Annotated in this window: 17 protein-coding genes and 1 pseudogene; 7 read left to right on the plus strand and 11 right to left on the minus strand. The window is 48.6% G+C overall.

Annotation, left to right across the window (positions count from 1 at the left end; all coding sequences use genetic code 11):
- Nucleotides 1–268 precede the first annotated feature (268 nt).
- From pdxY to P2G85_RS04940, 6 genes are all read right to left on the minus strand, one after another.
- Nucleotides 269–1,141: a pyridoxal kinase PdxY gene (gene pdxY, locus P2G85_RS04915; RefSeq protein ID WP_275863073.1), complete on the minus strand. Its 873-nt coding sequence runs from the start codon at nt 1,139–1,141 to the stop codon at nt 269–271.
- 109 nt (nt 1,142–1,250) lie between these two features.
- Nucleotides 1,251–1,427: an AbrB/MazE/SpoVT family DNA-binding domain-containing protein gene (locus P2G85_RS04920; RefSeq protein WP_275863006.1), complete on the minus strand. Its 177-nt coding sequence runs from the start codon at nt 1,425–1,427 to the stop codon at nt 1,251–1,253.
- A gap of 114 nt (nt 1,428–1,541) precedes the next feature.
- Entirely contained in the window at nt 1,542–2,852 is a 1,311-nt protein-coding gene (potE, locus tag P2G85_RS04925; RefSeq protein ID WP_275863007.1) for a putrescine-ornithine antiporter, read from the minus strand.
- 64 nt (nt 2,853–2,916) lie between these two features.
- The gene (gene speF / locus P2G85_RS04930; RefSeq protein WP_275863008.1) at nt 2,917–5,097 is read right to left on the minus strand and encodes an ornithine decarboxylase SpeF; all 2,181 of its coding nucleotides are present in this window, start codon (nt 5,095–5,097) and stop codon (nt 2,917–2,919) included.
- 413 nt (nt 5,098–5,510) lie between these two features.
- Nucleotides 5,511–5,957, minus strand: coding sequence for an XRE family transcriptional regulator (locus tag P2G85_RS04935; RefSeq protein WP_275863009.1), 447 nt, complete (start codon nt 5,955–5,957; stop codon nt 5,511–5,513).
- A 447-nt stretch (nt 5,958–6,404) separates the two neighbouring features.
- Nucleotides 6,405–7,586 carry a tetratricopeptide repeat protein gene (locus tag P2G85_RS04940; RefSeq protein WP_275863010.1) on the minus strand — a complete coding sequence of 394 codons (1,182 nt, stop codon included), beginning with the start codon at nt 7,584–7,586 and terminating at the stop codon, nt 6,405–6,407.
- 484 nt (nt 7,587–8,070) lie between these two features.
- Here P2G85_RS04940 and pulA point away from each other — a divergent pair, with 484 nt between their 5' ends.
- Together pulA and P2G85_RS04950 are read left to right on the plus strand one after the other, a co-directional pair.
- A complete protein-coding gene (pulA, locus tag P2G85_RS04945) occupies nt 8,071–12,054 on the plus strand; it encodes a pullulanase-type alpha-1,6-glucosidase (protein ID WP_275863011.1) in 3,984 nt (1,327 codons plus the stop codon).
- 155 nt (nt 12,055–12,209) lie between these two features.
- Nucleotides 12,210–12,320, plus strand: a pseudogene (locus P2G85_RS04950) (transposase DNA-binding-containing protein); the annotation flags it as partial.
- A 202-nt stretch (nt 12,321–12,522) separates the two neighbouring features.
- On the opposite strand, the gene P2G85_RS04955 reads toward P2G85_RS04950, so the two are convergent.
- The 4 genes from P2G85_RS04955 to P2G85_RS04970 form a co-directional block, all read right to left on the minus strand.
- Nucleotides 12,523–14,130, minus strand: coding sequence for an alpha-amylase family glycosyl hydrolase (locus tag P2G85_RS04955; RefSeq protein WP_275863012.1), 1,608 nt, complete (start codon nt 14,128–14,130; stop codon nt 12,523–12,525).
- An 84-nt stretch (nt 14,131–14,214) separates the two neighbouring features.
- Complete coding sequence (locus tag P2G85_RS04960; RefSeq protein ID WP_275863013.1) at nt 14,215–14,721, minus strand: glycosidase; 507 nt, start codon at nt 14,719–14,721, stop codon at nt 14,215–14,217.
- A 293-nt stretch (nt 14,722–15,014) separates the two neighbouring features.
- Nucleotides 15,015–15,824 (minus strand): MalM family protein, encoded by an 810-nt coding sequence (locus P2G85_RS04965; RefSeq protein ID WP_275863014.1) that lies wholly within the window; start codon nt 15,822–15,824, stop codon nt 15,015–15,017.
- Between the two features lie 99 nt (nt 15,825–15,923).
- Entirely contained in the window at nt 15,924–17,195 is a 1,272-nt protein-coding gene (locus tag P2G85_RS04970; RefSeq protein WP_275863015.1) for a maltoporin, read from the minus strand.
- Between the two features lie 445 nt (nt 17,196–17,640).
- Between P2G85_RS04970 and glgX the strand changes: the two genes are divergently transcribed.
- The 3 genes from glgX to P2G85_RS04985 all read left to right on the plus strand — a co-directional run bounded on the left by glgX (nt 17,641) and on the right by P2G85_RS04985 (nt 21,613).
- Nucleotides 17,641–19,599 (plus strand): glycogen debranching protein GlgX, encoded by a 1,959-nt coding sequence (gene glgX / locus P2G85_RS04975; protein WP_275863016.1) that lies wholly within the window; start codon nt 17,641–17,643, stop codon nt 19,597–19,599.
- Between the two features lie 182 nt (nt 19,600–19,781).
- Nucleotides 19,782–20,411, plus strand: coding sequence for a recombinase family protein (locus tag P2G85_RS04980; protein ID WP_275863017.1), 630 nt, complete (start codon nt 19,782–19,784; stop codon nt 20,409–20,411).
- Nucleotides 20,408–21,613, plus strand: a complete 1,206-nt coding sequence (locus P2G85_RS04985) for a multidrug effflux MFS transporter (protein WP_275863018.1) — start codon at nt 20,408–20,410, stop codon at nt 21,611–21,613. The genes P2G85_RS04980 and P2G85_RS04985 overlap by 4 nt, the downstream gene beginning before the upstream one ends.
- A 290-nt stretch (nt 21,614–21,903) precedes the next feature.
- Here P2G85_RS04985 and P2G85_RS04990 read toward each other — a convergent pair whose 3' ends face one another.
- Nucleotides 21,904–23,634, minus strand: a complete 1,731-nt coding sequence (locus tag P2G85_RS04990; RefSeq protein ID WP_275863019.1) for a hypothetical protein — start codon at nt 23,632–23,634, stop codon at nt 21,904–21,906.
- 456 nt (nt 23,635–24,090) lie between these two features.
- Between P2G85_RS04990 and P2G85_RS04995 the strand changes: the two genes are divergently transcribed.
- Nucleotides 24,091–25,044 carry a peptidoglycan DD-metalloendopeptidase family protein gene (locus tag P2G85_RS04995; protein ID WP_275863020.1) on the plus strand — a complete coding sequence of 318 codons (954 nt, stop codon included), beginning with the start codon at nt 24,091–24,093 and terminating at the stop codon, nt 25,042–25,044.
- On the plus strand, nt 24,948–25,397 hold the full coding sequence (locus P2G85_RS05000) for a polymer-forming cytoskeletal protein (protein WP_275863021.1): 450 nt from the start codon (nt 24,948–24,950) through the stop codon (nt 25,395–25,397). Before P2G85_RS04995 ends, P2G85_RS05000 begins: the two co-directional genes overlap by 97 nt.
- The last annotated feature ends 44 nt before the right edge of the window (nt 25,398–25,441 follow it).

Here is a 25,441-nt window from a genome sequence, read left to right on the forward strand (position 1 = left end):
CCAGCCACACCCGCTGTATTATCCTGCTACCGCGTTGTAAATAGCGCCCTCTGCCCGCTCCGTTGGCATCGGCCAAATGTCGCCAACCAGTTGGCATCGGGAGCAAGGCCGGGCAAACCAGAGTGAATGGCAACCATATCGTTCCGCATTCCAGGTCTATGTCTAAGTCCAGCCCCAAGACCAAGCGTAAACATAAGCAGAATCAGAGCGTCAAAAGCAAAAAAGGGAGCGACTCAGCCGCTCCCTTCTTAAGAATTCATTCGGTGAACTAACACGCTTCTGCCAGTGCCACCTCTTGCAGTGGAAAATGGCGGCTTGGCTCAACAAACTCCTGCTGGGCTGCAATGGTTTGTAACTCCCACTCACCCGCATGGTAAGTGTCGTGTAATACGCCGTAGCACGCATCATGGCAATGCTGAAACGCTTGTTGCGGGCTCCAGCCTTTAAGTAAGCCTGCGGTAAAAACAGCCGAAATTAAATCTCCGACGCCCACCGGTGCTTTGGCGAACTCAAACTGAGGACGCTTAGCCAGGAACACGCCGCTTTGCGTTGCCAGTAACATATTAAAACTGCTGTCAGACAAACAGTACAGGTGTTTAACCAACACCACTTTCGGCCCTTTTGCCAGTGCGCGCTGACAGGCGGTGATGGCCTCATCCAGCGTACGGATCTCCATCTCGGCAAACTGGCTCAGCTCAAACTGATTCGGGACGATCACGTCCGCCATTGGCATTAATCGGGTTAGCAGGTGCTCGGCAATACCCGGAGCCACGATACAACCTTTGTCAGGCGCGCCCATCACCGGGTCACACACATAGATCGCGTCCGGATTGGCTTGTTTTACCTTGCTGACGGTCTCAGCCACTGCCAGACACTGCTCGGCACTACCCTGGTAACCGGTCAGTACCGCCTGACATTGCTCCAATGCGCCAATATTATCCAGGCCACGCACCAGTTCAGTAATGTCTCCGGCGGTAAACGCGCGTCCAGTCCAGCCTTGTTGATATTGAGTGTGGTTAGAGAACTGAACCGTATGGATCGGCCATACTTCAAAACCCATGCGTTGCATCGGGAAGACCGCACTGCTGTTTCCCGCATGACCAAAAGAGACGTGTGACTGTATAGAAAGAATGCCTTGCATCGTACCTAACCTCTTATTGTTGTTATTTGTCATGTAAAAATGGTCACCGATAGCGATCGGCATGTGTTTGTACCTTTTGCTCAACACCAATCGCCATGCCGATAGCAACTCACACCTGAGGATCCTGACGTGGGTTATTTTTTAATACCATTTTTTTTATTTCCATTTTGTCTTTATTGAGCGCAATTTCGAGTGTATCGCCCTCTCGTATCCCAAGCTCGTTGAGGATCACGCTAGGTATGACGACTACCGTATCGTCACCGACTTTCACAGATTGACTAATCATCTTTCGGCCTCCAAATGTGTTACACAGGAATGTCATGTGATGGTCTTACGCTGGTACCAATAAAAAAACGAGCCTTCCACACCACACTTGGGAAGGCTCGCGGAGATAAGTTTATTAGTTAGTGAGAGGTTCGTGTTTCGACGCAATCAAACCATATGCACTCCAACCAAGGAAGGTTACGATTGAGCCCCACATCATTGCATCATAGCCCGAACCGTACAGAGCGTAGAAGCTGTAAACAGAGCCAACTAACGCGATCATATTGGTTGTCTTCATTTCACGCTCAGGAACCTTAGCCACTTGTTGCATAATGAAGATGGCACCCATACATAGAATGTAAGGAACAACGTTCGTTACTACCGCCAGGTTAACCAACGCTTCAAACTGCTCGTTCAGTGTTGGAGAAATAGTCATTAGCGACAGTACTGATTGGATGATAGTAATCGCAACCATGCCTTTAATTGGCGTGCCGCGTTTATCCACAGCAGAGAACAGTTTAGGGAAGAAGCCCGCATCAGAAGAAGATTTAAATACTGATGCAATAGTGAACTGCCAACCCAGCAGAGAACCAGCACATGCCAGAACAGCCATACCAGCAACCGCTTTACCAGCTGCAGAGCCAAGCATTACAGACCATACTGTTGAGAATGGTGCCGTTGAAGCCGCTAGGTCTGCGTTTGCAACAATACCAGAACAGATGTTAGTTGATACGATGTAAACTACAGCTGCGATTAGCGTACCACCCAATACTGCGATTGGTACGTTCTTCTCTGGGTTTTCAACCGCTTCAGAGTTAGCACACGCTGATTCAAGGCCAAGGAACGCCCATAGAGTCATTGCAATAGATGCACTTACTGCTTCACCAAATGGCAGGCTGTGCGGGTTCCATGCTTCGATGTACATAGTTGGGCTGAACCAGAACCAGCCAACGATACCTAGTGAACATACCGGCAGGATAACGCCCCATACAGTGAATGTACCGATCTGACCTGTGATTTTAGCACCACCAAAGTTTGCAAAGGTACAAATCCAAAGGATGGCAATGGTGTACAAACAGGTTTCAACCGGAGACAAGGTTACTTCAAAGAACGCTGAGCCGTAACCCACACAAGTGATAGCGATAGCGATGTTAGCGATCAGCAGCGACAGACCGTAAGTCCAGCCAGCCATAAACGCACCCGATTTACCAAACGCGTAAGAAGCATAACCGTTCATACCGCCGTCACGTTTACTGAAGCGACCACATTTTGCAAATACATAAGCCAGTGCTAACGAACCCGCTGCCGTGATCAGCCAGGACAACACAGAAATCGTGCCGACTTGCGCCAGTTTACTTGGCAACATGATGATGCCCGAACCGGCCATGTTGATGAATGTTAGGATGGTGAGCTGCACCACCGACATCTTTTTAGTTTCAGTACTCATAAATTATTCTCCACGAATAAACGGTTCGCACCAGAGCCCTGAGGCTCGGTGCGAACGGGGTAGATTAATCTTTTAGAACGTAACAGTGCGCGGTAGTGCGACCATTTACATCTTCTAGGTATACACCCTGAATTTCAGGGGCAAAGCCTGGGAAGCGGTTGATACCTTCTTCAAGTGACAGGAAGTAATCCACTACCTGTTGAGTCCAAACCTCACCAGGGATCACACACAGAATGCCTGGAGGGTAAGGTAGTGCACCTTCAGAGGCTACGCGACCGCTGGCTTCTTTAAGTGAAACGTAGTCACACTCACCACGGAAGTATTTACGGGTTGCCACATTTGGTTTGTGAACCATTGGTGGGAAGTACTCGCTGCGGAACATCGCTTTTTGTAGCTGTTTCACGTTCAGCTCTTTGTACATGTCATGCATTTCCTGACATAGCTGACGGATGGTGTAACCGCGGTAACGCTCGATGTTGGCTTCGTAAACGCGTGGTAGCACGATACTTAGTGGCGCATCATCACGGATGAATTTCTCGAAGCGGTTGATCTGTGCCACCAGGTGACGGATTTTACCCATGTCTTCTGCTGGTGTTAGCAGGAACAGGATAGAGTTCAGGTCACACTTCTCAGGAATGATGCCGTTTTCACGCAGGAAGTTCGCCAACAAGGTAGCTGGGATACCAAAGTCTGCATAACCGCCGTCTTCCGCGATACCTGCTGTTGTTAGCAGTAATTTACATGGGTCAACGAAGTACTGGCCTTCACCGTAACCTTCAAATTTGTGCCAGTTTGCGTTTGGCTCAAACATGAAGAATTCTTTGTTAGACGCGATTTCGTCAGTGTCGTAGCTGCCCCATGGCTTGCCGTTGATTTCAGCAGGTACGAACGGACGGATCAGCTCACAGCTCTTAAGGATTTCTTTACGCGCTTCGATACCAGTCTTGACAGCATCACGCCATAGACGCAGACCAGCTTCGCCGTCGTGGATCTTCGCGTTCACATCCAGCGCAGAGAACAGCGCATAGAATGGTGACGTTGATGCGTGCATCATAAACGCGTTGTTGAAGCGTTTGTGGTTACAGTAGCGATCCTGACCTTTGATGTGCGCGTCTTTCTTGTGGATTTGCGATGTTTGAGAGAAACCAGCCTGCTGTTTGTGTACAGACTGAGTCACGATCACACCCGCATCTTCTGGTTTCAGGTCCAGCAATAGCGGTGAACAGTCTTTCATCATCGGGATGAACTGCTCGTAACCTACCCACGCAGAGTCGAACAGGATGTAGTCACATAGGTGGCCAATCTTGTCCATTACGTAACGAGCGTTGTAAATAGTACCGTCGTAAGTACCAAGCTGGATGATCGCCAGGCGGAATGGGCGCTCATCACGAGCACGCTCTGGATTTACTTTAGCGATTTGAGCACGGATGTACTCTTCATCGAAACAGTGTTCGTCCATACCACCGATAAAGCCCCAAGGGTTACGTGCAGTCTCCAGGTAAACTGGCGTACCGCCCGCTTGAATTAGTGCACCTTGGTGGTTCGATTTGTGGTTGTTACGGTCAAACAGAACCAGGTCACCTTCCGTTACCAACGCGTTACAAACTACTTTGTTTGAAGCCGAAGTACCGTTTAGTACGAAGTAAGTTTTGTCTGCGTTGAAAACTTTTGCAGCGTGTGTCTGAGCCTGATGCGCAGAACCTTCGTGGATCAGCAGGTCACCTAAGTCTACGTCAGCGTTACATAAGTCACTACGGAACAGGTTTTCACCGAAGAAATCGTAGAACTGTTTACCGGCAGGGTGTTTCTTGAAGAACTGACCACCTTGGTGTCCAGGACAGTCAAACGCCGAGTTACCCATTTCAACGTAGTTAGTCAACTGTTTGAAGAAAGGAGGAAGCAGACGGCTCTCGTACTTGGCAACCGCTTCGTTGATTTGACGGCAGTAGTACTCGATAGATTGTCTTTCAAGATCAATCACACCAGTCAACCATACATAATCTTCTGCAGAAACTGGGTTCTCGTCGATAACTAGGAATACAGGAATGCCATAGCCAGTTTCTGAAATTTCTTTATGCAGGCCAGCTTTAATATCTTCAGAGGTAATAATAGCTGCACCAACATCGGTTAACTCGACATGTTCTAAAGGTTGTAGAGTTCTATTGTAGGTTTCATCCAAAGATTCAGACAATAAGCTGAAATCTTCTGGCATGTAATTACTAACACCAATTACTAAACGTTTCATTTTGTATATCTCATATTTATTCTATCAAAGCGACAGGAATAGATATTACAAATTAAATTTGAATTTAGAATTGAAATGATAAATTTCGTGACTTCATTTTCATATTTAAAAGTCACATCTTAACCAAATTAAATTTCGCGATCTTCATCACTTTCACTTTATGGAACTAATGATATTACGTTCGTATATCATTTAAACAAATGAATATAATTATGTGATCCAGACAACCATTAATAAAAAACAAATAGTTATAAAATATTTTTTTGTGATTTTCATCACTCTATATTATTTGTATTTAATTTATTACCATTACAAGCAAAGTTCAGAATTAACATTTAAAGAACAAAAAAAACAAAAAGCCACCAGCATTTCTGCTGATGGCTTTTTACTTTTCAAACAAATAAACCTTAACTCTAACTAAATAGATAACTATCCAGCCTGACGCCGTTATTTGCCCATTGCTGATAGCGCTTTACTGCTACACCAGAAGAGTACATGGTGTGCTTGCAATCCAGACATTCAACAAAGTACAAACCACTCATACCTGCCATCACATGTAACTTCCTGCTGTCACAGCGCTTACACGATAACCGCTTCACTTTTGAGTTAACGTCTACGCGACGGGCAAAATTCAACGTATCGTGTGAACAAAGCGCTGCAATAGCACTGTCACGAAAAGGGTGTGAACTCAATAAATGGTTAATCGCATAATCGTACACCGGGGGGATGGTAGATTTGCCACTTTCTATATTGGTTATTTTTGCAACTGACACACCCAGTAAAGAGGCAAATTCTACTTTACTGTACTCTAGTATAAACCTTGAAGAGATAAACTTATCTGCACTAACTATTCTCAACATACACAAATCTCATATTGCAAGAAAACAGAAGTGGGTAAACCACTTATCTGTTCCTGTTGAAAGATGTAATAAAAAAGTTACTTCCGTCTTATTATATACGCATTGAACACGCTATTATTTTTCGGTAGTAATACTGCGCTCATTAGGGAAATAAATCAATACGTAATAATTAATACTAAAAACTAAAAGTTATCTTTCAGTATACAAAAAGTAATGGCAGGCATTAGTTAATCTAATTAATATTTGTGCGGGCTAATCAAATTCAAGATCATTAGAGCAATTATCATTCAAAAACAAGTTTTTCCTGAATTTAGCCAATTTTTGTCAATAAGGGTTTTCCCTCTGACCAGAAAATAAAGATGGCTTTCGAGAAACTGGTACCAAATTCTGTTGAAGATGCCAAATGGCTCACTCACCGGAAAAAATTCACAGCGAGTGAGCAAAACATTAAGACTTAGTAAGATTTTGGGGTTGCAGGAATTCCTGGGTGAAGTCGAGAGCCTCTTTTGATAACTGAGGCTCAGCAGCGGACTCAGATAGCGAACTCCGGGCAGATTCATCGCTTATGGCCACATCCTGGCTTAAGAGCAAATCGTCACCCTCCACCTCGGTGAGATTTGACTCATCGGGAAAGTAAGGTTCGCGTTTATAGACTTTATTTAACGCGCGGATGATGGCGTGTTTTTTCACCCCGCCAGCGGCAAGTTTACGCTGCATTGGTTTGGCGATAGCCTGCAAGCCGACAACAACATCAACCCCAATATTTGTGGCAACTTGATCTCGCAGGCTGCGGGCCGGTTCATAACCTAAGTTTGCCGACAAAAACAACCACACATAGGCAATTGCATTGCCGGTTTTACCATAGTCACGCCAGGCGTTACCGGCATGGTACATGGCTTCGGCATGGCCACTTTCCGCCGCGAGTTCCAGCCAGTAACGGCCTTTAGCTAAATCTTTTTCCGTGCCGGTTCCGTTCAGGTAGCACAATCCTACTTGGATTTTGCCTTCCGCACTCTCTTTCTCTGCGGCTCTCATAAACCAATACAAGGCATCGGCATGATTGCCAGACGGGTTGTCAGCAGAACGCTGCCACTCTCCCATGTAGAGCATTGCAGCAACCGAGCCCTCTGTCGCCGCTTCCTCAATGAGCTGGGTACCTTTGGGAATGTCTTTTTCAATGCCCCGGCCAAAAACCAAGGCTTTCCCCGTTGCAAATTTGGCTTCGGTATCTCCCTCCGCACCCGCAATTGCAGTACGCCAGTAATTAGCTTGCTCACGCAATATCACATCATCGCGCAGGCGTTCACTGATCCGCACCACACCATACATGCCGGTAATATTGTCTAGCTTTGCCGCCTTTTCATACCATAGCCGAGCTTTATTCAGGTTGTTGCGTTCTGCTTCTTTAGCCAAAAACAAAATGGTCGGAATGTGGCCCGTTTCCGCTTTGAACTCCCGATCTTTTTGTTCCTGCTCGCGCGCTTTTTGCATCGCTTTGCGATAAGCGGCCGCGCGCTCTTTCCTTTCCTGTTCAAGTCGCTGCTTACGCATCGACAAACTGATCATCCATATAAAAATCAGGACGAGAGAAAGGCCGGTGGCGCCAATGGCAATTCCCATGCTACTCATCAATTGTCTCTCTTGTTCTGGCTGGTTCCATATCTAATCTGTACTGGTACCCATCATTGAAGTCATACGGTCTCTTCTGTTTACTGTATCGGCCAGAACAACAAAATCTAAACCAGTAAAACGTATTTTGACCTAACTCTCACTCTTATTGATCGAAGTTATTTTTTAATCAAAAATAACACGATTTTTTTTATAGAACTTAGTCACAGATTTGGGGCTGAGATATCCCCCTCCCTTATCATCCCCCCTTCTCATCCCACAAAATTTAACATTAAAACTGTGTGCGGCAGCTCTCACACCCTCAAGCATTCACCAGTTAATTTGTGAACCAAATCAATTGATGCAGTAAATTTCTTTGCGCAAATAACTAAACTGTCAACACTCACATTTTGCTGAGGTACCAATGTATTAGCATCTATGTGCACATTTCCTTTAGGCATTTGCCCTATCGATTTATCAATTAAATAACAACGGATTTGTAAACGTGGACAATAAAACTTTCAAATTATCGACGATCGCCAAAACCGTACTGCCGCTGATTTCAGTGGCAGTGCTCAGCGGTTGTGGCGCTGACAGTACACCAGAAAACACTAACCCAGGTAATTCCGGCCTCCACCCGGCGGGAGAGAACGAGGTCGTGATCTACTACAAACGCGATGTGGCCTCTGCATCCACCGCGAGTGACTACGACGGCTGGGGCCTGCACTTGTGGAACGGCGAAGGCTGTACCAGTACCGATCTGGAAGCGATGGGTATCGCTGATGGCGGCACAGACTGGAACTCACCACGCCCTTATGATGGTATCAGTGACACATACGGTGCTTATTATGTACTGAAAGTGGACCCAGATGCCTCTGATCCACACGAATGTATGAACTTCATCCTGCACAAAGGCGATGAAAAAGCCTTCGGCAGCTCAAACTCAAAAGTTGAACTGACTAAGATCGGTGAATCTAAAGGCCTGTTTGGCTTCCATGGCAGCAGTGAGCTGTACTACGAGCCGATTGCCGAGCGCCCGGTTGAAATCGACGGCCAGAAAGCACACTGGCTGGATGCGACCACTATCGCATGGGAATCGGCCGCCAACGCAGATTCTATGAAACTGTTCTACAGCCTCACCAACGACATCAAAATGGATGAGGACAAGAACCTTTCCGGCGGTACCGCTGTTGAGCTAACCAAAGCCGGCGATCTGTCTGAAGAGCTGAAATCTCGCTTCCGTCACCTTAAAGATATGAAAGCGGCAGGCATTGACGTGGATGACGCTACACTGCGTACCATCCTCAAGTCACAAATCGTGATGGTGGCCTACAACGCCAATGGTGACATAACCTCAGCCACTGAAGTGCAGAAAGCCGGCGTACTGGATGCGGTATTTGCTGACGCCGATGCCGGTAACGCAATTGGCCAGGAGCTGGGCGCGCTGGTTGAAGGTGGCGCAGCAACCTTCAAGCTATGGGCTCCAACAGCCCAGGACGTTGATCTGATCATTTACGACGCCGAGCTGAACGAAGAAGCAACAGTTGCAATGACTGAAGATCCGGTAACCGGTATCTGGGCTTCCGAAGCACAGAGCGACGTGGTCAACAAATTCTACCGTTATCAGGTGAAGGTATACCACCCTATTACCGGTGTGGTTGAAACCCGCTTGGTAACTGACCCATACTCACTGAGTTTGTCTGAAAACTCACGCTACTCACAAGTGGTCGATCTAGATGATCCAAGCCTGATGCCACAAGGCTGGAATGAATACGAGCGTCCAACCCTGACCAAAGACGAAGATCACGTTCTGTACGAGTCACACCTGCGTGACTTCAGCTTCAGCGACAGCAAAGGTACCCCAGCCTACAACGGCAAATACCTGGCACTGACCGAAGCAGACCGTGAATCGGTTACTCACCTGCAAGCGCTGAAAGATGCCGGCCTGACAACGTTACACGTTCTGCCAGCATTTGATATCGCTACCGTGGATGAAAATGCCGACAACCAGGTCAACATCAACGACACCGTTGGCAAACTGTGTGGCATTAAGCCTGAAGCAGCAGTGTGTGAAACGGAAGATGACAGCAAAGTAATCGAAGACGTATTAGACAGCTACGATCCATCCACAGGTGCTGCACAAGCCCTGATGAACGATCTGCGTATGCTTGACAGCTTCAACTGGGGCTACGACCCATTCCACTACACGGTACCAGAGGGCAGCTACGCTACCGATGCCAACGGTTCAAAACGTATCCTTGAATTCCGTGAAATGGTGCAGGCTACACACAAAATGGACCTGAAACTGGTCATGGATGTGGTGTACAACCACACCAATGCATCGGGCGTGAATGATAAGTCGGTACTGGATAAGATCGTCCCTGGGTACTACCACCGTCTGAACGTCAACACCGGTGGCGTGGAAAGATCAACCTGTTGTGACAACACCGCAACCGAAAACTTGATGATGGGTAAACTGATGGTTGACTCACTGAAAGTTTGGGCTGACGACTACAAAGTCGACGGTTTCCGCTTCGACCTGATGGGTCACCAGCCAAAAGACGTCATGGTGTACGCACTGGAGCAAATCCGTAAGATTGACCCGAACACCCTGTTCTACGGGGAAGGTTGGGACTTCGGTGAAGTATCAAACAACGCACGCTTCGACCAGTCAACCCAGATCAACATGGCCGGTACAGAGATCGGTACGTTCTCAGACCGTCTGCGTGACGCTGTTCGTGGCGGTAGCCCGTTTGACGGCGGTACAGACTCTGAAGGTAACCACCCACTGCGTTTCAACCAGGGTTTTGCTAACGCCGCGTACCCGAACGAAGAAACCAAGACGGATGCGGACTCAGTGAACGGCCGTCTGCACAACCAGGATTTGGTACGTCTGGGCATGGCAGGTAACCTGGCAGACTACATCCTGCTTGATTACAAAGGCGAAACCAAACTTGGCAAGAACGTGGACTACAACGGTGCGCCGGCAGGCTACACTAAGTTCCCTTCTGAAAACATCTCGTACGTGTCTAAGCACGATAACCAAACGCTTTGGGATAACAACGCGTACAAGATTGCGACAGGCACTGACTCAGCTGAGCGTGCTCGTATGCAATCTGTCTCGCTTTCAACGGTAATGCTCGGCCAGGGTATTCCATTTATCCACATGGGCTCTGAACTACTGCGTTCGAAGTCTATGCAGCGTGACTCTTACGATTCAGGTGACTGGTACAACCGTGTCTTCTTCGACGGCTCGGACAACAACTGGAACGTAGGTCTTCCTCGTGAAGATAAAGACGGCGCAAACTGGGATCTGATCAAGCAAATCATTGGTGACAGCTCAGCGATGCCTTCGGCGGCTGATATTGAACTGACCAAGCAGCAGTTCCTGGAACTACTGAAAATCCGTAGCTCAAGCGAACTGTTCCGCCTGGATACCGCTGAGGAAGTGATGAACCGGGTTGATTTCCGCAACGTAGGTGCAGATCAGAAAGAAGGCCTGATCGTGATGTCTATCGATGATGGTACATCAGCAGGTAAAGACCTTGACCCTAACTATGATGCTATCGTCGCGATCGTCAACGCCAGCGCGGAAGAGCAATCTTTCACTGTTAAAGGCGCAACCGGCTTTGAACTGCACGCGGTACAGCAGGCTTCTGCTGACACCATCGTGAAGACAGCGAGCTTCTCTGGCGAAACGTTCACTGTACCAGCGCTGACTACCGCGGTATTTGTTCAACCACAAGCAGGCGCGCAAGGTGCAGGTCTGCCGGTGAATACTGACAACAAAGATGTTTCCAGCATTCCACCTTACGGTGAAACAGCGGTATACGTGAAAGGCAGCATGAACGGTTGGTCGGACAACGCTGACTGGGCAATGACCTTTATCGGCAACGGTATCTACTCGGTAACAGGCGTTCTGGAAGCGGGTGATCATGAGTTCAAATTTGCCGATGCAGCTTGGTCAAATCCAAACATTGGCTGTGACTGGGCAGTACAGGCAGACGACTCACTGGCACTGGGCGCAGAAGGCAACTGTAAGCTAACAGTCGCTGAAACAGGTAAATATACCTTCACACTGAACGCTCTGTACGTTCAAGATGACAGTGTAGAGAAACCGGTAGTTTCAGTAACTAAGTCAGCAGACGCTGCAACCTTTGGTGAGACGGCACTTTACCTGCGCGGTGATGTGACTGATGCAAGCTGGGGCGCACTGGAAACAGCTAAGTTCAGCTACGTTGCCAACGACGTCTACGCTCTGGATGTTGATCTGAAAGCTGGCAGCTTCCAGATGAAAGTGGCAGATGCCAACTGGACTGGCGGCACCAACTTCGGTGGTACCGGCAGTGTGACTCTGGGTGAGCCAATCACCATGGCAGAAGGTTCGAACGACAACCTGCAAATCACTCTGGCTGAAGACGGAAACTACCACTTCGACTTCAATGCAGCAGACAAAGCGGCACCTGTCCTGACAGTGACTAAAAACTAACTTCAGGATTAATTAAACAAACAAGGGAAGCCATCGGCCTGTCTCTTGTACACAAATCCCCGAACCGAACGGTTCGGGGATTTTTTTTGAACTCTTATAAAATCTTGCCTCCGGATCATTCGGTTAGCAACTTAGGATGACTAAGATCATGCACTTTGCGCTCAAAACAGTTCAGGCAAGCGACACTCAATGACCCTAGAAGGCCCCAAAGGCTCGTTACTCTTGCAACATCGTTAGCAGAACAACCAGGAGTCTCTGTGGCTAAGCAAGGAATATAAACAGGGAATAGGTCGCAGGGTAGCAGCGAGGTCATCTTTTACTGCACGCCAGAACGCTCCGACCCAAACCGGTGCTGGTGATGTGTAATAGATAACTTTTGAAAGTAGGATGGAAACAGCACAAATTAAAAAACCAAGTGCCGGCCTAACGAAAAGGCGACAGCACTTGGCTTGTCATTTTAATCAGGGATTACTGAGCGCCTGGTTTAACGGCAAAGAAGCGTCCTTGCAGTGGTGACATCAGAACTTGGTACTGGCCATTCACCGGAGTGATGGTTTCGCTGGTCAGCAAATCGACCAGTGACTGATCACTACCCAGTTTGTCCTGAGCAATGGTCACGGTTCTGGCACTTTCCAACGTATTTAACGCAAACAGTACCTTATCATCACCAGACTGTTTCAGATCAACATAGCTGCCATTGCTGGCACTCAGGTTGATACGTTCACCCTCATACAGTGCAGGGTGCGCATCGCGCATCGCCATCAGTGATTTCACGTAATTTTTCAGATCGGCCTGGTTAGCATTTAAGGTTTCTGTCACACCTTCAATCTTGGCACTGCTGCGAGCAACGTGATCATCACACACGCCTCGCACCGCACAGGTGGCGCTATCTTCTCTGGCAGCAAAATCATCCACCTGATCACCGATTTCATCACCGTAGTACAGGGTGATCGGGCCGGTGTACGCCGCCAAGAAAGCAAACATCGCTTTATGACGTAGCCAATATTCCTCATCGTTAACGTCCGCCAGGCCACCACGCTGCAGCAAATCACCAAAGCGCACCAAGTCATGGTTACCGATCATCAGGTTCGGCTGGGCATGGCTTGGGTATTGCTGATGGGTGTAATAACCGTTATCCAGCCAGTCAACACCTCTGCCGCCGATACCACTTTCGTTAACTGCCAGGGTTTCAACGATGCGGTAACGCATTGGAAAATCGAACGCTGAGCACAGGGCTGGATCGTCAGCCTCGCCGTAGGCCTGATCGGCAATCTCCGATTCGCCTTTCCAAACCTCTGCCACCATATAACCCAGCGGATTAACTTGTTCGCCCTTGCTGTTGGTATATGTCACACTTTGTGACGTTTCGTCTACCACTTTACGAAGTTGCGTCCAGGCATCGGTTGGGACCTGGTAGGCCTGATCCACACGCCAGCCATCGATCTTGAGTTCCTTGATCCAGTAAGCTGCCACTTCCTTATAGAAGTCAAGACTGCCCGGGTAAGCCACCGGATTGCTACCGCCGGAAGGCAGCAGACCTGACGGAGACGGCTTGACCAGGCCATCTTTATGATGGCCGAATACACCATCAAAGAACACATACAGCCCACGCTTATGTGCCTCATCAACTAACGTTCTTGCCGTTTCCAGATCACCAAAACGCGGATCAACTTTGAAATAGTCGGTGGCAAAATAACCGGTAGCATCGAGGCGATCCGCCCAGTGATCCTGGCCGTCCAGCGCTTGAGACTCAAAAATCGGTGTCAGCCAAATCGCATTCACGCCAAGATCTTGAAGATAATCCAGCGAGTCAATGACACCCTGCAGGTCACCGTTGTGGTGGCTGGTGCCATAGCCGGTACCGTGACCAATACTTGCATCCCCGTCAACAAAGCTCTCAACCATAATTTGATACATACGTAACTGGTTGCTTTGTTCCATTACGTTAGTCTGGCATGCATAACCGCTATCTGGTAAGGGAGTGCTGTTATTCGCACTACTATCCGAAGAATTACAGCCTGAGACCGCGCCAACCACAGTCAACGCCAGCAGTGACTTATAGAAAATATTATTCATTTCACTTCACCAAAAAAAACCCCGACATGTATTCCATGCAGGGGTTAACAATTAAAAAAAGCTCTAAAACAACTTAATGGAATATTATTGGCACTTGTTTACCATGACGTGAAGAGGTTTTTTGCCGTCAAAGTGAAGGCTCCAGACATATTTACCATCTTCTTCGATTTTTACTGCAGTATCCGTTCCGTAACCACCAAATGTTAGCGGCGTTATTTCACCAACATTCATGCGATTACCTTTTGCTGTAAATTGTGGGAACCATAACTCTGTCGCATATTGCATTTTAAAGGTACCCGCTTTTTCTTCTACAACAACTTGGTAGAAGTTATTACCTTTATAGGTGTATTGACGCTTAGGTACATGTTTCCATTCAGAATCCGCGAAAGTACCAACAACGAAAAGTGGTTTTTTCATCGGGCCTTGCGCCGCACTATCAGGGTTATCACAAGCAGACATGAAGGCTACAATCTCTTCCTGCGACAGGTTGGTGATCACGTCTTCTGTTGGCTGAGCGTTTTCAGCTGTTGATTGACAGCCAACCATTGTAATGAGCAGAGCAGCTGCAAGCGATGTTTTTTTCAGGTTCATGTTCACGTTAATTCCTTTTTTAAATCCAAACTAAATTAAAGCCTTTTCGATAGCAGACATAATAGAAAAACTCTACTCAGGTCAAATAAGACATTAATTTTGGACAGGTTTAATCATTACCAAAAATTAATATTAATCAGATTAACATTTAATGACAATTATTGATCCAATCAATATTAATAGCCAAAGAAAATCAATATTTTTGTGAATGAGTTAACTTAATGTAGGGGTGTTATTTTTTGCTAAAAGATTTCAAAAAAGACCAGTAAAAAATACCGGTCTTTTTATATAAATTATTTTCTGTTGACCGCTTTAACAAATACCTCTTGCGCGCCTTCAATACCCAGCTCTTTTGCTTCATCTAACAGCGTTAACGCTTTCGGGATATCGTCGGCTGCGACAGCCGCTTCAATTGCACTATGGTAGTAGCTGGTCAGGTCGGTGCCTTGTGGAATATTGTCATTCTGCGTCACAATCTTGGTAGTGACAAAATCGTTCGACTCCACCGTCAAACGGAACTGGCCAAGCGGACTGTGTTTGGCAAGCGGGTCAGCAATATCCGGCGGCTGAGTATGGCGTGCCATCGCGAACGCCTTGGCCGGATGCAGAATTGACGTACTTCCTTTCAGATCTTCGGAAGTGGTATAAATTAATACGTGTAAGTCATCACCTGTCATATCAGGAATGACATTCAGATCCAGTACGAACTTGTCGTTATCCAGCAGTTTCGCTGGTTCGTACTCGAACTTCGAGAAATCAGCTTGGTAAATTACTTCGCCTACAGAATTCATCACTGCAACGTTAGGCGCGTAAAACTGTAGGTCGTTATTGACGAACGTCTCAAGTTTGATGTCCAGACTGCCTCGGTTACCAGGTAAAGCAAAACCTGCAATAGCCCCGGCGCTGCTGCCATCTAACAGCATTTGGCTTTCGTCGGTCAAAGCAAACTCAGTAACCAATGGCACTTCTATCGGCAGCCACTTTATATCACTCGACTGAGTGATCACTTGTTGTGCCCCTTGCTGGCTCATCTCGACATGTTCTACAGATGAGCAGCCGGTTGCTAACATTCCCAACAGTACGGGAGCAAGCCATTTTTTCATTACCGTCTACCTCGACTTTTATTGTTTCTGAAATAAATACAGCCAGAGAAGTTCTGGCTGTATCATTCTAGGACAATTTAGGACTAAATAGTCAGATGATTACCACCAAGCTTCAGCTTGTACACCGAATTGGAATGTATCGTCTGAACGACCGCCGTCAAATGCGTTTGAGTTGTCGTCTTTGTCAGCAGTCAGGTAAGTTGCGTATAGGCGGATTTCAGGACGAGCCCAGAAGCTAGAACCTGCAGTCCAAGCTTGAGCAACTGTTAGCTTGCCGTACTTGTTCTCAGCACCGTCGTTGTCGTCGATTGCGTAACCAGCTTCCAGGATAGTTTTGTGGTTGTCGTCCCATTTGTACATTGGACGAACTACAGCAGACATAGTTTCCCACTTGTGATCCGCAGCCCACATATCTTCACCAACACCGTAAACCAGTTGGTGACCCAGTTCTACGTTATCACCCAGGCCGATCACACCCCAGTTGATGAAGCGGTAGCCTGATGCACCATCACGCGCTTCCGCACCGTACCAGTTACCGTCGCCGTAGAAGGCCATAGTTTTTGAGTAGCCTTCAGTACCGTACTGGAAGACAGTTTTGTTGAAACCAGTTTCCAGACCTTGAGTCAGGATACCAGTAAACATTGTGCCGTTTTTCGCATCTTTAGTAGAGTTTGGCGCATCTTCACTTTCGTTGATTAGAGCGTAGTTCAAACCAACTTCTAGGTTTGCGTTATCCCAAACTTGGATACCAGCGTAACGTGCGTCAAGAGTATTTACGTTTGCAGCGCCGCCGTCATTGCGTGGATCCTTGATGTCACCACGGTCGTTACGAACCCATGCCAGAGACAGTTTACCTGGGCCTGCTTCGATGTTTTCGATACCTGCACCGGCACCAGAGATGTTCCAGTAGTAGAAGTCAGAGATATGGATGTCATGACGTTGGTAGAAGCGCTTACCGGCCCATAGCGTTGCTTCAGGAGCGAAGTTTAGTACACCTTTCGCTTGAACGTTGAACTGACGTAGCGCGAACTGTGCGTCATCAGTACATTTTAGGTTGTCACCGTCCAGGCCACAGTTAGTTGCTGTACTTTCCCAGTCGTTTGAACCGTTAGAAGTCATTGCGATCATAGAGTCTACGTAGAACGTTTTACCGTCGTTGTTGTAAACTTCTTTACCCAGCTGAACTTCACCGTATACGTCGCCTTCGTTACCCAGACGACCTACTTTGTTTTTCTCGAAAGTTACTTGTTGACCGCCGTCAGCGTTAACACCAACGCCAGCACGCATGTAACCGTGGAAGTCCACTGCGAAAGCAGAGCCGGCAGCTAGAGATGCAGCAACAGCAGCAGCAATTACACTTACTTTTTTCATTCTTAACTCCATTAAGGGTATTTATAATTCTGTCTTGCCTGCCCGTCTCTTCTGGTGCAATAGGCAGTAAAATGCACGAGAAGAAAAGAGAGGTAAGATGGGAACGAATCCCCGTTTGTTTCAGCAGGCTTAACAATAACGAAGGCTTAGACGGATGACTTCCTCCGCCCCTGACAAATTTAGGGGGGATGAGAGGGGATGAGAAAATATACCGAACGGTGTTTTTTCGAGCCAGATCACCAATATAGGGAGGAATTAGTAAGTTTATTCAGTTTTAGGCCGCTACAAAGTGATATGTATTTCATATTTCCGGACTAAATGGGTAGTATAAAGTAATTAAATTACATTGATATTTTTCGGGATAAGGTGGTTGACCTTATTAAGACAAAGTTTTTTACTTATAGTTCACTAACGGTAGCAATAAGTATTAAAAAAAGTATCTGACATGACGCAACTTCATTCTCGCCCTTATCCACTTGGTGCAACCTTGCAATCCGCTGGTTGTAATTTCTCTATTCACTCCCCGGAGTGTAACGACATAAAGTTAGCGCTATTCTTTGACGATGGCCGCTATACTCTCCACGAGCTACCTAATGAGTATGCCGGCATTCGTCATACGTTTGTGCCCGGAGTGCAAGCAGGGCAAAAATATGGCTATGTTGTGACACACGCTGACGAACCCCTGTTAATTTCCGACCCTTACGCCAAGTCCATCGATAAAAGCCTTCATTACCAGCCCCCTTACTCAGCGAAAAAAAGCTTTGATATGCCAAAATGTGTGGTGATTGAAGACGCCTTCGACTGGCAAGACACCGATCACCCGCGCATTCCCCGCGACGAAATGGTGTTGTTCGAAACCCACGTCAAAGGCCTGACCCAGTTGCACCCACAAGTGGAGCAACATACAAAAGGCCGTTACCAGGGGCTGGCAAGCCCTGAGATGCTCAGCTTTTATCGCGAACAAAACATCAATACCCTGCAATTAATGCCAATTGCTGCCTGCATGCACGAACCACACCTGCTCAAGATGGATAAGGTCAATTACTGGGGCTACAACCCTTATCTGTTTATGGTACCGGATCCTCGCTACGCCGAGCATGATGCTGTAACCGAGCTGAAAACCACCATTCGCGAGCTGCACAAGCACGGCATCGAAGTGATTCTCGATGTGGTGTATAACCACACCGCAGAAGGCGGCGAAGGGCCGACCATCTTCAACCTGAAAGCGCTGGACTCAAAGTTCTACATTAAGCACGGTGAACATTTCGCCAACTTTGCCGGTTGTGGCAACACGGTTGACCTCACCTACCAACCAGCACTTAACCTGGTGATGGATACACTGCGCTACTGGGTCAGTGAGTTCAAAGTAGACGGTTTTCGTTTTGATCTGGCGGCCACGCTGGGCCGCCAGGGCGAACATTACAACCCTGATGCGGCCTTTTTTAAAGCCGTTGCCCAGGACCCGCTGCTCAAGGAAACCAAACTGATCGCCGAACCCTGGGACATCGGCCCGCATGGCTATCAGGTGGGTAATTTCCCGTTTGGCTGGAACGAATGCAATGACAAACTGCGTGATATCTCGCGCAGTTTCTGGCGCGGCGATCAAGGCTACCTGAAAGAGTTCGCCACCCGCCTGATGGGTTCGCGTGATATCTACAGTGCGGCAAACTGGCCTTATAAGCTGACGGTCAACTACATCACCTACCACGACGGCTTTACCTTACAGGATCTGGTTTCCTACAAACATAAGCACAACGATGAAAACGGAGAGCAGAACCGGGACGGACACGGTGATAACCGCTCGGAAAACTACGGCATCGAAGGCGAAACCGATAACTTAATGATCATCGCCACGCGCGAAAAACAGAAACGCAACCTGATGGCCAGCTTATTGTTTGCCTTCGGCATTCCACATATTTTGACCGCCGATGTGCTGTCTCACACCCAAAAAGGCAATAACAACGCTTACTGCCAGGACAATGAGACCAGTTGGCTGGATTGGGGCACCTCAGAGCGCAAACAACATTTTAAAGTCTGGCTGGCACAGATGATTGCCAACCGCCAGCGCTACATGGTGCCGTTTATTCGCGCCTTCAGTGGTGAGAATCGCAACGATAACCGCATTTTCTGGCGCCGGATTGACGGCACCCTGATGGAGCATGACGACTGGAACCGTCTCAGCTCAGTCGCTCTGCATCTGGGGCTCGGCAAACAAGGCGAGGAGCTGGTGTATTTGATCAACCAAACCAACGCCCCTGCCCGCTTTAAACTGCCTAATGATCGCAAACAAACCTGGGTAACCATTTGCGATACCAATGTACGTAACCTCAACCCCGGCCACGCTGAAGGAGAAGTCCTTCTTTCTCCGACCTCTATGGCGATTCTCCATTACCAGCCAAGTTAAATACTCACCTGGTAGTGACCTGCCGTGAGCGTGCAAAAAGCCGATGGTGAACAAACCATCGGCTTTTTTATCTTTGCAATTTTTGCCTATTGGTTCATTTGGTGTTGTCAGAATTAATGAACCCATATATATTTATGAGCCATTACAGTATATGAACCATTATAAAGAGACACCTCGAGACCATGACCACCTACCTCTATACGCGTCATTCACCCAAGAATCGCGCTTATCAAAGCCAGCTTAGTGCCCTGCAGGATTTTGCTCCTGAAGCGAAACATCTTGAAGATAAAGTGCGTGGCTGCACACCGCCGACCGAGCGAAAAGCCTTTCAGGAACTACTGAAAACGGTTCAATCCGGTGACACTGTTGTGCTTTGGTGGCTCACTGCCTTTGGCCGTGATTTCAGCCAGGCACTCCACACCATCAAAACACTGCTCGATAAAGGCGTGACGCTAAAAACTGTCTGTGAACCACTGACATTTGCCCCCGGATCAGAACAAACACACACCCTGATAGCTCTGCTTTCTGGCTATGGGCAAGTGCAAACCCAACACCGCTTGTTTGCTGCAGAGCAAGGTCGAAGAGCCATCAAAGATAAACCCGATTTGTGGCAGCAGAAGTTTCGTGGGCGTCCCGCGAACAAAGCCAAACATCAGCGCATCGCCACCCTACTGCTAGAAGGCAACACACTACAAAGCGTCGCAGAGCAATGCGAAGTGAGCCTGTCAACGGTAAAACGGGTCAAAGCCAAACTGAATGAGTTTGATGAAGAAGGCAGTCTGCGCCGCCGTGGTAATGGTGAATCGTCATGAACCGGCCAATTAATTTTCGGACCATCTTATTGGCCTGTCTGATCATCAGCATCGGTCAACTCAGTATGGGCCTGGTGTTCCCTTCCTTACCCTGGATAGCCAAAGACTTCGCTATTTCCCTCGATCAGGCGCAGCTGTTGGTGAGTATTTACTTACTCGGTTTTGGTCCATCCCAGTTTATTTACGGCCCGATTTCCGATGCCATAGGACGTAAACGGGTACTGCTGGTCGGCTTAATGATTGCCATGTCCGGGCTAGTGATGATTATCTTCTTAAGCCACTCGTTTGGGGGGATGGTCATCGGCCGCTTTTTACAAGGCTTGGGGACCGGATGCTGTGCGGTACTCGCGCGTGCGTCTACCCGTGATCGCTTCAGTGGTGCCGAGTTGCCGGTTGCCATGTCATATATTGCCATGGCAGCCTCGATTACCCCCCTCATCGCGCCGGTATTGGGCGGCTTCATTAATTTTCACTTCGGCTGGAGCATGGTATTTGTCTCACTGCTCGGCTACGTTTCGTTAGCCTGGGCGATCATTGCCCTGCGTTTTGAAGAAACGGTTACCCAACAAGTTCCGGTGCCCTCCGCCAGTAAAATGCTGCTGCAATACCGCGATCTGCTCACGTCACGCTACTTCATGAGCTTTGCCAGCATCAGTTGGCTCAACTTCAGCCTGATGATCACCACGGTATCGGTGATGCCGTTTATCATGCAAAACCAAATCGGCATGACGTCAGACGAATATGCCCTCTGGGCGCTGATCCCGGCTCTGGGTATGTTAGCCGGCACCACGTTATGCAACCGGATGCGAACAAAGATCGGTACTAAGAACATGCTGCTGTGTACGCCGCTTCTGCACGCCTGCGCCGCCGTTTGGCTGTTCTTTTGCCCGTTAGAGCCACTGGCTTTAATGCTCGGGCAACTGCTGATGATCTTCGGCAATGGTATCGCCCTCCCCTGTGCTCAGGCGATGGTCATGCAGCCCTACAAAACACAGGCCGGGGCAGCAGCAGCCATGTCCGGCGGAGGACAAATGGTGGTTTCGTCGCTGGTCAGTATGGGGCTGGTTCAGCTTGGGCTGAGCCAGGCATGGCATCTATCGCTGGTGATTGTGCTGTTTGCCCTCATGACACTGGGCAACATCCTGCGCGGTTTCAAAGCCGCGACCGCGACCGAACTATCAGGAGCCCATGATACACTATGATTTCCCTTACCCTCCCACAAGCGCAGAAACTGGCGCGGGAAAACCTGTTTACGCCGGACGATATCCTGTTTTCGAGCGTCACGGCTTTCAAAAGGATGACCAACTCACCTCGCGCGTGCTGCCAGCACTGAATAAAGTAGGTTTCGTTTTCACCATACTGTTCAGCGATACAGGCTCTAACGGGTTCGTGACCAGTAAGACTGAAAATACAGCCATGCCCACTCACCACGCCTCAACCCAGCACAAAAAAAGCGGCATTCAATGCCGCCTTTTTGCCGTTTCAAGCGCAATCATTGCTGCGCGACCTCTGCCTTTTTGCCCGTTGCGGCCTGGTAATCAATCCCAAACGCGATCCCATCCTCGGTCACATCTAACGTCATACCGCCAACAAAGCCCTGCTGCAAGCTGAGCGCTACATCCTCCGGAACAGGCTCGCCGGTCACTTCAGAGGTGCTCTGCATGACTTCAAGAATCCGTTCAGAGTCCATCTTGAAGCTGAGCAGCCCATTCGGGGTCAGGGGATGCGCCATCACCTGTTCGCTGGCTTTGCCTGCTTTCTCTCCGCTGTAGATGGTCAGGTGGGCATCGTTCATCCGGACAAACACATCCATACTCATCCCGCTATATTGGTTGAATAATCCGCTGACATTAACCGGTTGGTTGTCGGGTTTGATCGGCAACTGAGCCAGCTCGGGTACCAGCAGTTGCGCCGATTGCAGCAGAGTGTTTGGATCACTGGCAGAAACCGTCAACAGTGCATCCAACTGTTCAAAGCTTTCACCGTATGCAGTGTTGCTATCGACATAAATATCAAACAGCTCCATACCGAGCCCCTTCAGGCCGTTAAGCATACCAGCCCCAAGCTGAACCGACGCCGTCGGGTTGAACTCACGCATATCACCCTGCATCTGCGCCAGCATCGGACACTGGTATTGTGGTGCGGCAAGATCCATCCAGATGGTTCCTATCGCCGGGGCCAGCTTAGTGATATCAACCCCCAGAGCTAAACTTAAGAAGCTTTCATCACTGTTGGAATCGGCCAGAACTCCCCGGAGCGATTTAAGCGCATCAAGGATAACCCGGTTACTCGACTCAATCACAAAGCTGCCCTTAACCGAAGGCTGGCCTTGGCCCATCTGATACTCCATAAACGCAACGGACTGCGGCCAGTGTTGACCGATTTGGGTAAACTCACGATGACACGCCGGTGAACGCAACTGCTCCAGTTCAGGATCCGGTTCGATGCGACTTAGCTGCTGCGCCAGCAGGTTACCGTCTCGCGTGGTTAATCCCTTAATGATTTCGCGGTGATCAACGTAACCGAACGAATTGTTGTTCTCGCCATATTTATCTTGCAAAGCTTTGAGCCGGTCAGTATCGGCCAGGCTGACCGCCGGCGCCTCAAGCCCAAACGCCATTGCCAGCGGATTCTGCTCGCCCAGCTTTGGCACGTCCACGGTGATGGTCAGCACATTGTCGACCACAGCAACCACCAGCCCAATCCCATTCTGTGGATCTGCCGCATCCGTCAACTCGTAACGACGGTACTCAACCGTGCCGAGCCTGGCCTTTTCGTGCGTTACACCATTCATCAGTTCTTGATGGTCAAGTGTCTTCCACAGCGCCGCCGGGCTTTCAATCGGTAACTTATACACCGGCACCAGGCCCAGCGTGTAAAACAGCGGGTTGATGCTGTCGCCGGTACCGAAATACGCCTTAAGCGACTCCGGCGATGCCGCACTTTCCAGATACCCGTCCAGCAAATTGAGTACAAACGCCTGCTGTGGCGTCAGCTGCTGGAGGGCAAACAGCTCAGCAATGGAGCCCTGACTGGTGACCCCAAAGGCATTGAGGAACTCATAATGGTTAAACGCCTCAGTCTGGTAAGCCACCATCAGAGAATCAGCTGGCACTTGCGCCAACAGCGAGTCTGAGGTGTCCTGAATCACGCTCTTCTGGTACAGGTAACCGGCGGTTCCAGCCGCAACGACCACCGCGGTCGCCAATAGTAGTTTTTTCACAACCAACTCCGTTATCGGGAATTTACTTTTGCCAAATCATCACATGGCGTGGCGATTTCCTGGCTAAACCGGAATCTGCCCCCGGTCAAGTGGAAGAATGCTTATGCTTTGATTGATGTCCGCACACTCATTCCGGCATCAACCACCAACGCCCGCTTTCCATTGATGAACATGAACCCCTAAAGATAACCAAAGCAGGCAAACCAAACCGTGAAGTGCGTTAAATTGCATAGCTATTCTCTTGTTAACTTACCCCCGAAGAGTATGGGATAACGGCTGCCGGACGACCCTCGTTCACGACCAGTCGTCACCAGACATTAAGCCTCGATTAGCATTTTTGAGGATTATTTGACTGCACATCACGCTCTGACATTTACACACTCCTAATTTACGCAACTTTTGCATACAGTCGTGTCTCGCTCTGCATTAGGGATATAAGCACACCGCGCCAACGCCATGAAAGACCAACTGACGATATCAATTTCGACAATTAACGGCTCCAAGCATTGGTATTTCAGTAAATCCATGCGCCGCAGTATTCAGACCAGCCTGGGGATATTTTTCGCCGCGTTGGTTGGTGGCGCGCTGCTGATCCAGCACCTCTATTCGGTTGTCGACTCCGCTGAGCTGAAACAGGCAGAACTGGCCGTTCAGTCGCAGAGCCTGGGTGAAGAGCTGGAAAACCTCAAACAGCTGAAATCCGATCTGGAAAGTGATCTCTCCGAACGCGAAGAGCGTGTCAGTTTAGTTTCAGAGCGACTGGCTGATCTGGAAAAAGTATTAGGGGTAACCAGCGATGGTAAACCGCAAGATCTGGATACACGTTTTGACACGGCGGCGATCACCTCTCACGTACGTATGGCGATGCTGACCCAGATCCCCAGTGGCTCGCCGGTCGGCAAAGCGCGTTTATCCTCCGGGTTTGGCAAACGGATTCACCCGGTAACCAAAGTCGCCAAGATGCACCGCGGGCTCGATTTTGCCGTCAACACCGGCACCAAAATCTACGCCCCGGCTGATGGTGTCGTTGAAGTGACCCGTCGCAGTAATAAAGGCTCAGGCAACTTTCTGCGCTTACAACACTCTTTCGGCTTTTCAAGCTCGTATTCACACCTGAAAAAGTTCAAAGTAAAAAGCGGTGAATTTGTCAAAAAAGGCCAGTTAATTGCTATCTCTGGCAACAGTGGCCTGTCATCCGGGCCACACCTGCATTATGAAATCCGTTTTGTCGGCCGGGCGCTCAACCCGAGAAACTTTGTCGACTGGGACATCAACGAATTTGACCACATTTTTACCAAAGAACGAGGAATACGATGGGAATCTTTAATTCAAACCGTGGAACAAAGAATCGCGCAACAGCTTCAACTCTCATCGCCAAAGGCTGTACTATTAGCGGAGAACTCAAAGTAGAGAGTGATATCCAGATCGATGGTATGGTTGAGGGCCAGGTTCATGTGGAAGGTACACTGGTGGTTGCGGAAACCGGCCGAGTAAAAGGCGATGTCTACGCTAAACAACTGATCATCAATGGCATGTTAGATGGAAAATGCCATGCCGAAAACATTCAGGTGTTAGCCAAAGGACGTGTCAGCGGAACGATTTGGAGCAATAACCTGAGTATCGAAACCGGCGGCAAGTTCTTTGGCGAGGCGGCAGAGCTGCCGGAAAAAGAAGTCGTGACATTAAAAACCCAGACGGCCGATACAGCCACTGAAAAACCTGTCACCAAAACAGCCAAATCATCCGCCCGCAAAACGGCATAATTAAGGGCACGACACAACGTGCCCTGATTGCAGAGCCCCGCCCG

This window comes from Vibrio sp. CAU 1672 (assembly GCF_029223195.1).
Taxonomy (GTDB): Bacteria; Pseudomonadota; Gammaproteobacteria; order Enterobacterales; family Vibrionaceae; genus Vibrio.

Bases quoted from the DNA above. Each gene is read 5' to 3' on its own strand.
- P2G85_RS04965 (WP_275863014.1), bottom strand. From the start codon at position 15,824: ATGAAAAAATGGCTTGCTCCCGTACTGTTGGGAATGTTAGCAACCGGC.
- speF (WP_275863008.1), bottom strand. From the start codon at position 5,097: ATGAAACGTTTAGTAATTGGTGTTAGTAATTACATGCCAGAAGATTTC.
- P2G85_RS05000 (WP_275863021.1), top strand. From the start codon at position 24,948: ATGGGAATCTTTAATTCAAACCGTGGAACAAAGAATCGCGCAACAGCT.
- P2G85_RS04935 (WP_275863009.1), bottom strand. From the start codon at position 5,957: ATGTTGAGAATAGTTAGTGCAGATAAGTTTATCTCTTCAAGGTTTATA.
- pdxY (WP_275863073.1), bottom strand. From the start codon at position 1,141: ATGCAAGGCATTCTTTCTATACAGTCACACGTCTCTTTTGGTCATGCG.
- P2G85_RS04955 (WP_275863012.1), bottom strand. From the start codon at position 14,130: ATGAATAATATTTTCTATAAGTCACTGCTGGCGTTGACTGTGGTTGGC.
- P2G85_RS04960 (WP_275863013.1), bottom strand. From the start codon at position 14,721: ATGAACCTGAAAAAAACATCGCTTGCAGCTGCTCTGCTCATTACAATG.
- P2G85_RS04980 (WP_275863017.1), top strand. From the start codon at position 19,782: ATGACCACCTACCTCTATACGCGTCATTCACCCAAGAATCGCGCTTAT.
- potE (WP_275863007.1), bottom strand. From the start codon at position 2,852: ATGAGTACTGAAACTAAAAAGATGTCGGTGGTGCAGCTCACCATCCTA.
- P2G85_RS04920 (WP_275863006.1), bottom strand. From the start codon at position 1,427: ATGATTAGTCAATCTGTGAAAGTCGGTGACGATACGGTAGTCGTCATA.
- P2G85_RS04985 (WP_275863018.1), top strand. From the start codon at position 20,408: ATGAACCGGCCAATTAATTTTCGGACCATCTTATTGGCCTGTCTGATC.
- glgX (WP_275863016.1), top strand. From the start codon at position 17,641: ATGACGCAACTTCATTCTCGCCCTTATCCACTTGGTGCAACCTTGCAA.
- P2G85_RS04970 (WP_275863015.1), bottom strand. From the start codon at position 17,195: ATGAAAAAAGTAAGTGTAATTGCTGCTGCTGTTGCTGCATCTCTAGCT.
- P2G85_RS04940 (WP_275863010.1), bottom strand. From the start codon at position 7,586: ATGAGTAGCATGGGAATTGCCATTGGCGCCACCGGCCTTTCTCTCGTC.
- P2G85_RS04995 (WP_275863020.1), top strand. From the start codon at position 24,091: ATGAAAGACCAACTGACGATATCAATTTCGACAATTAACGGCTCCAAG.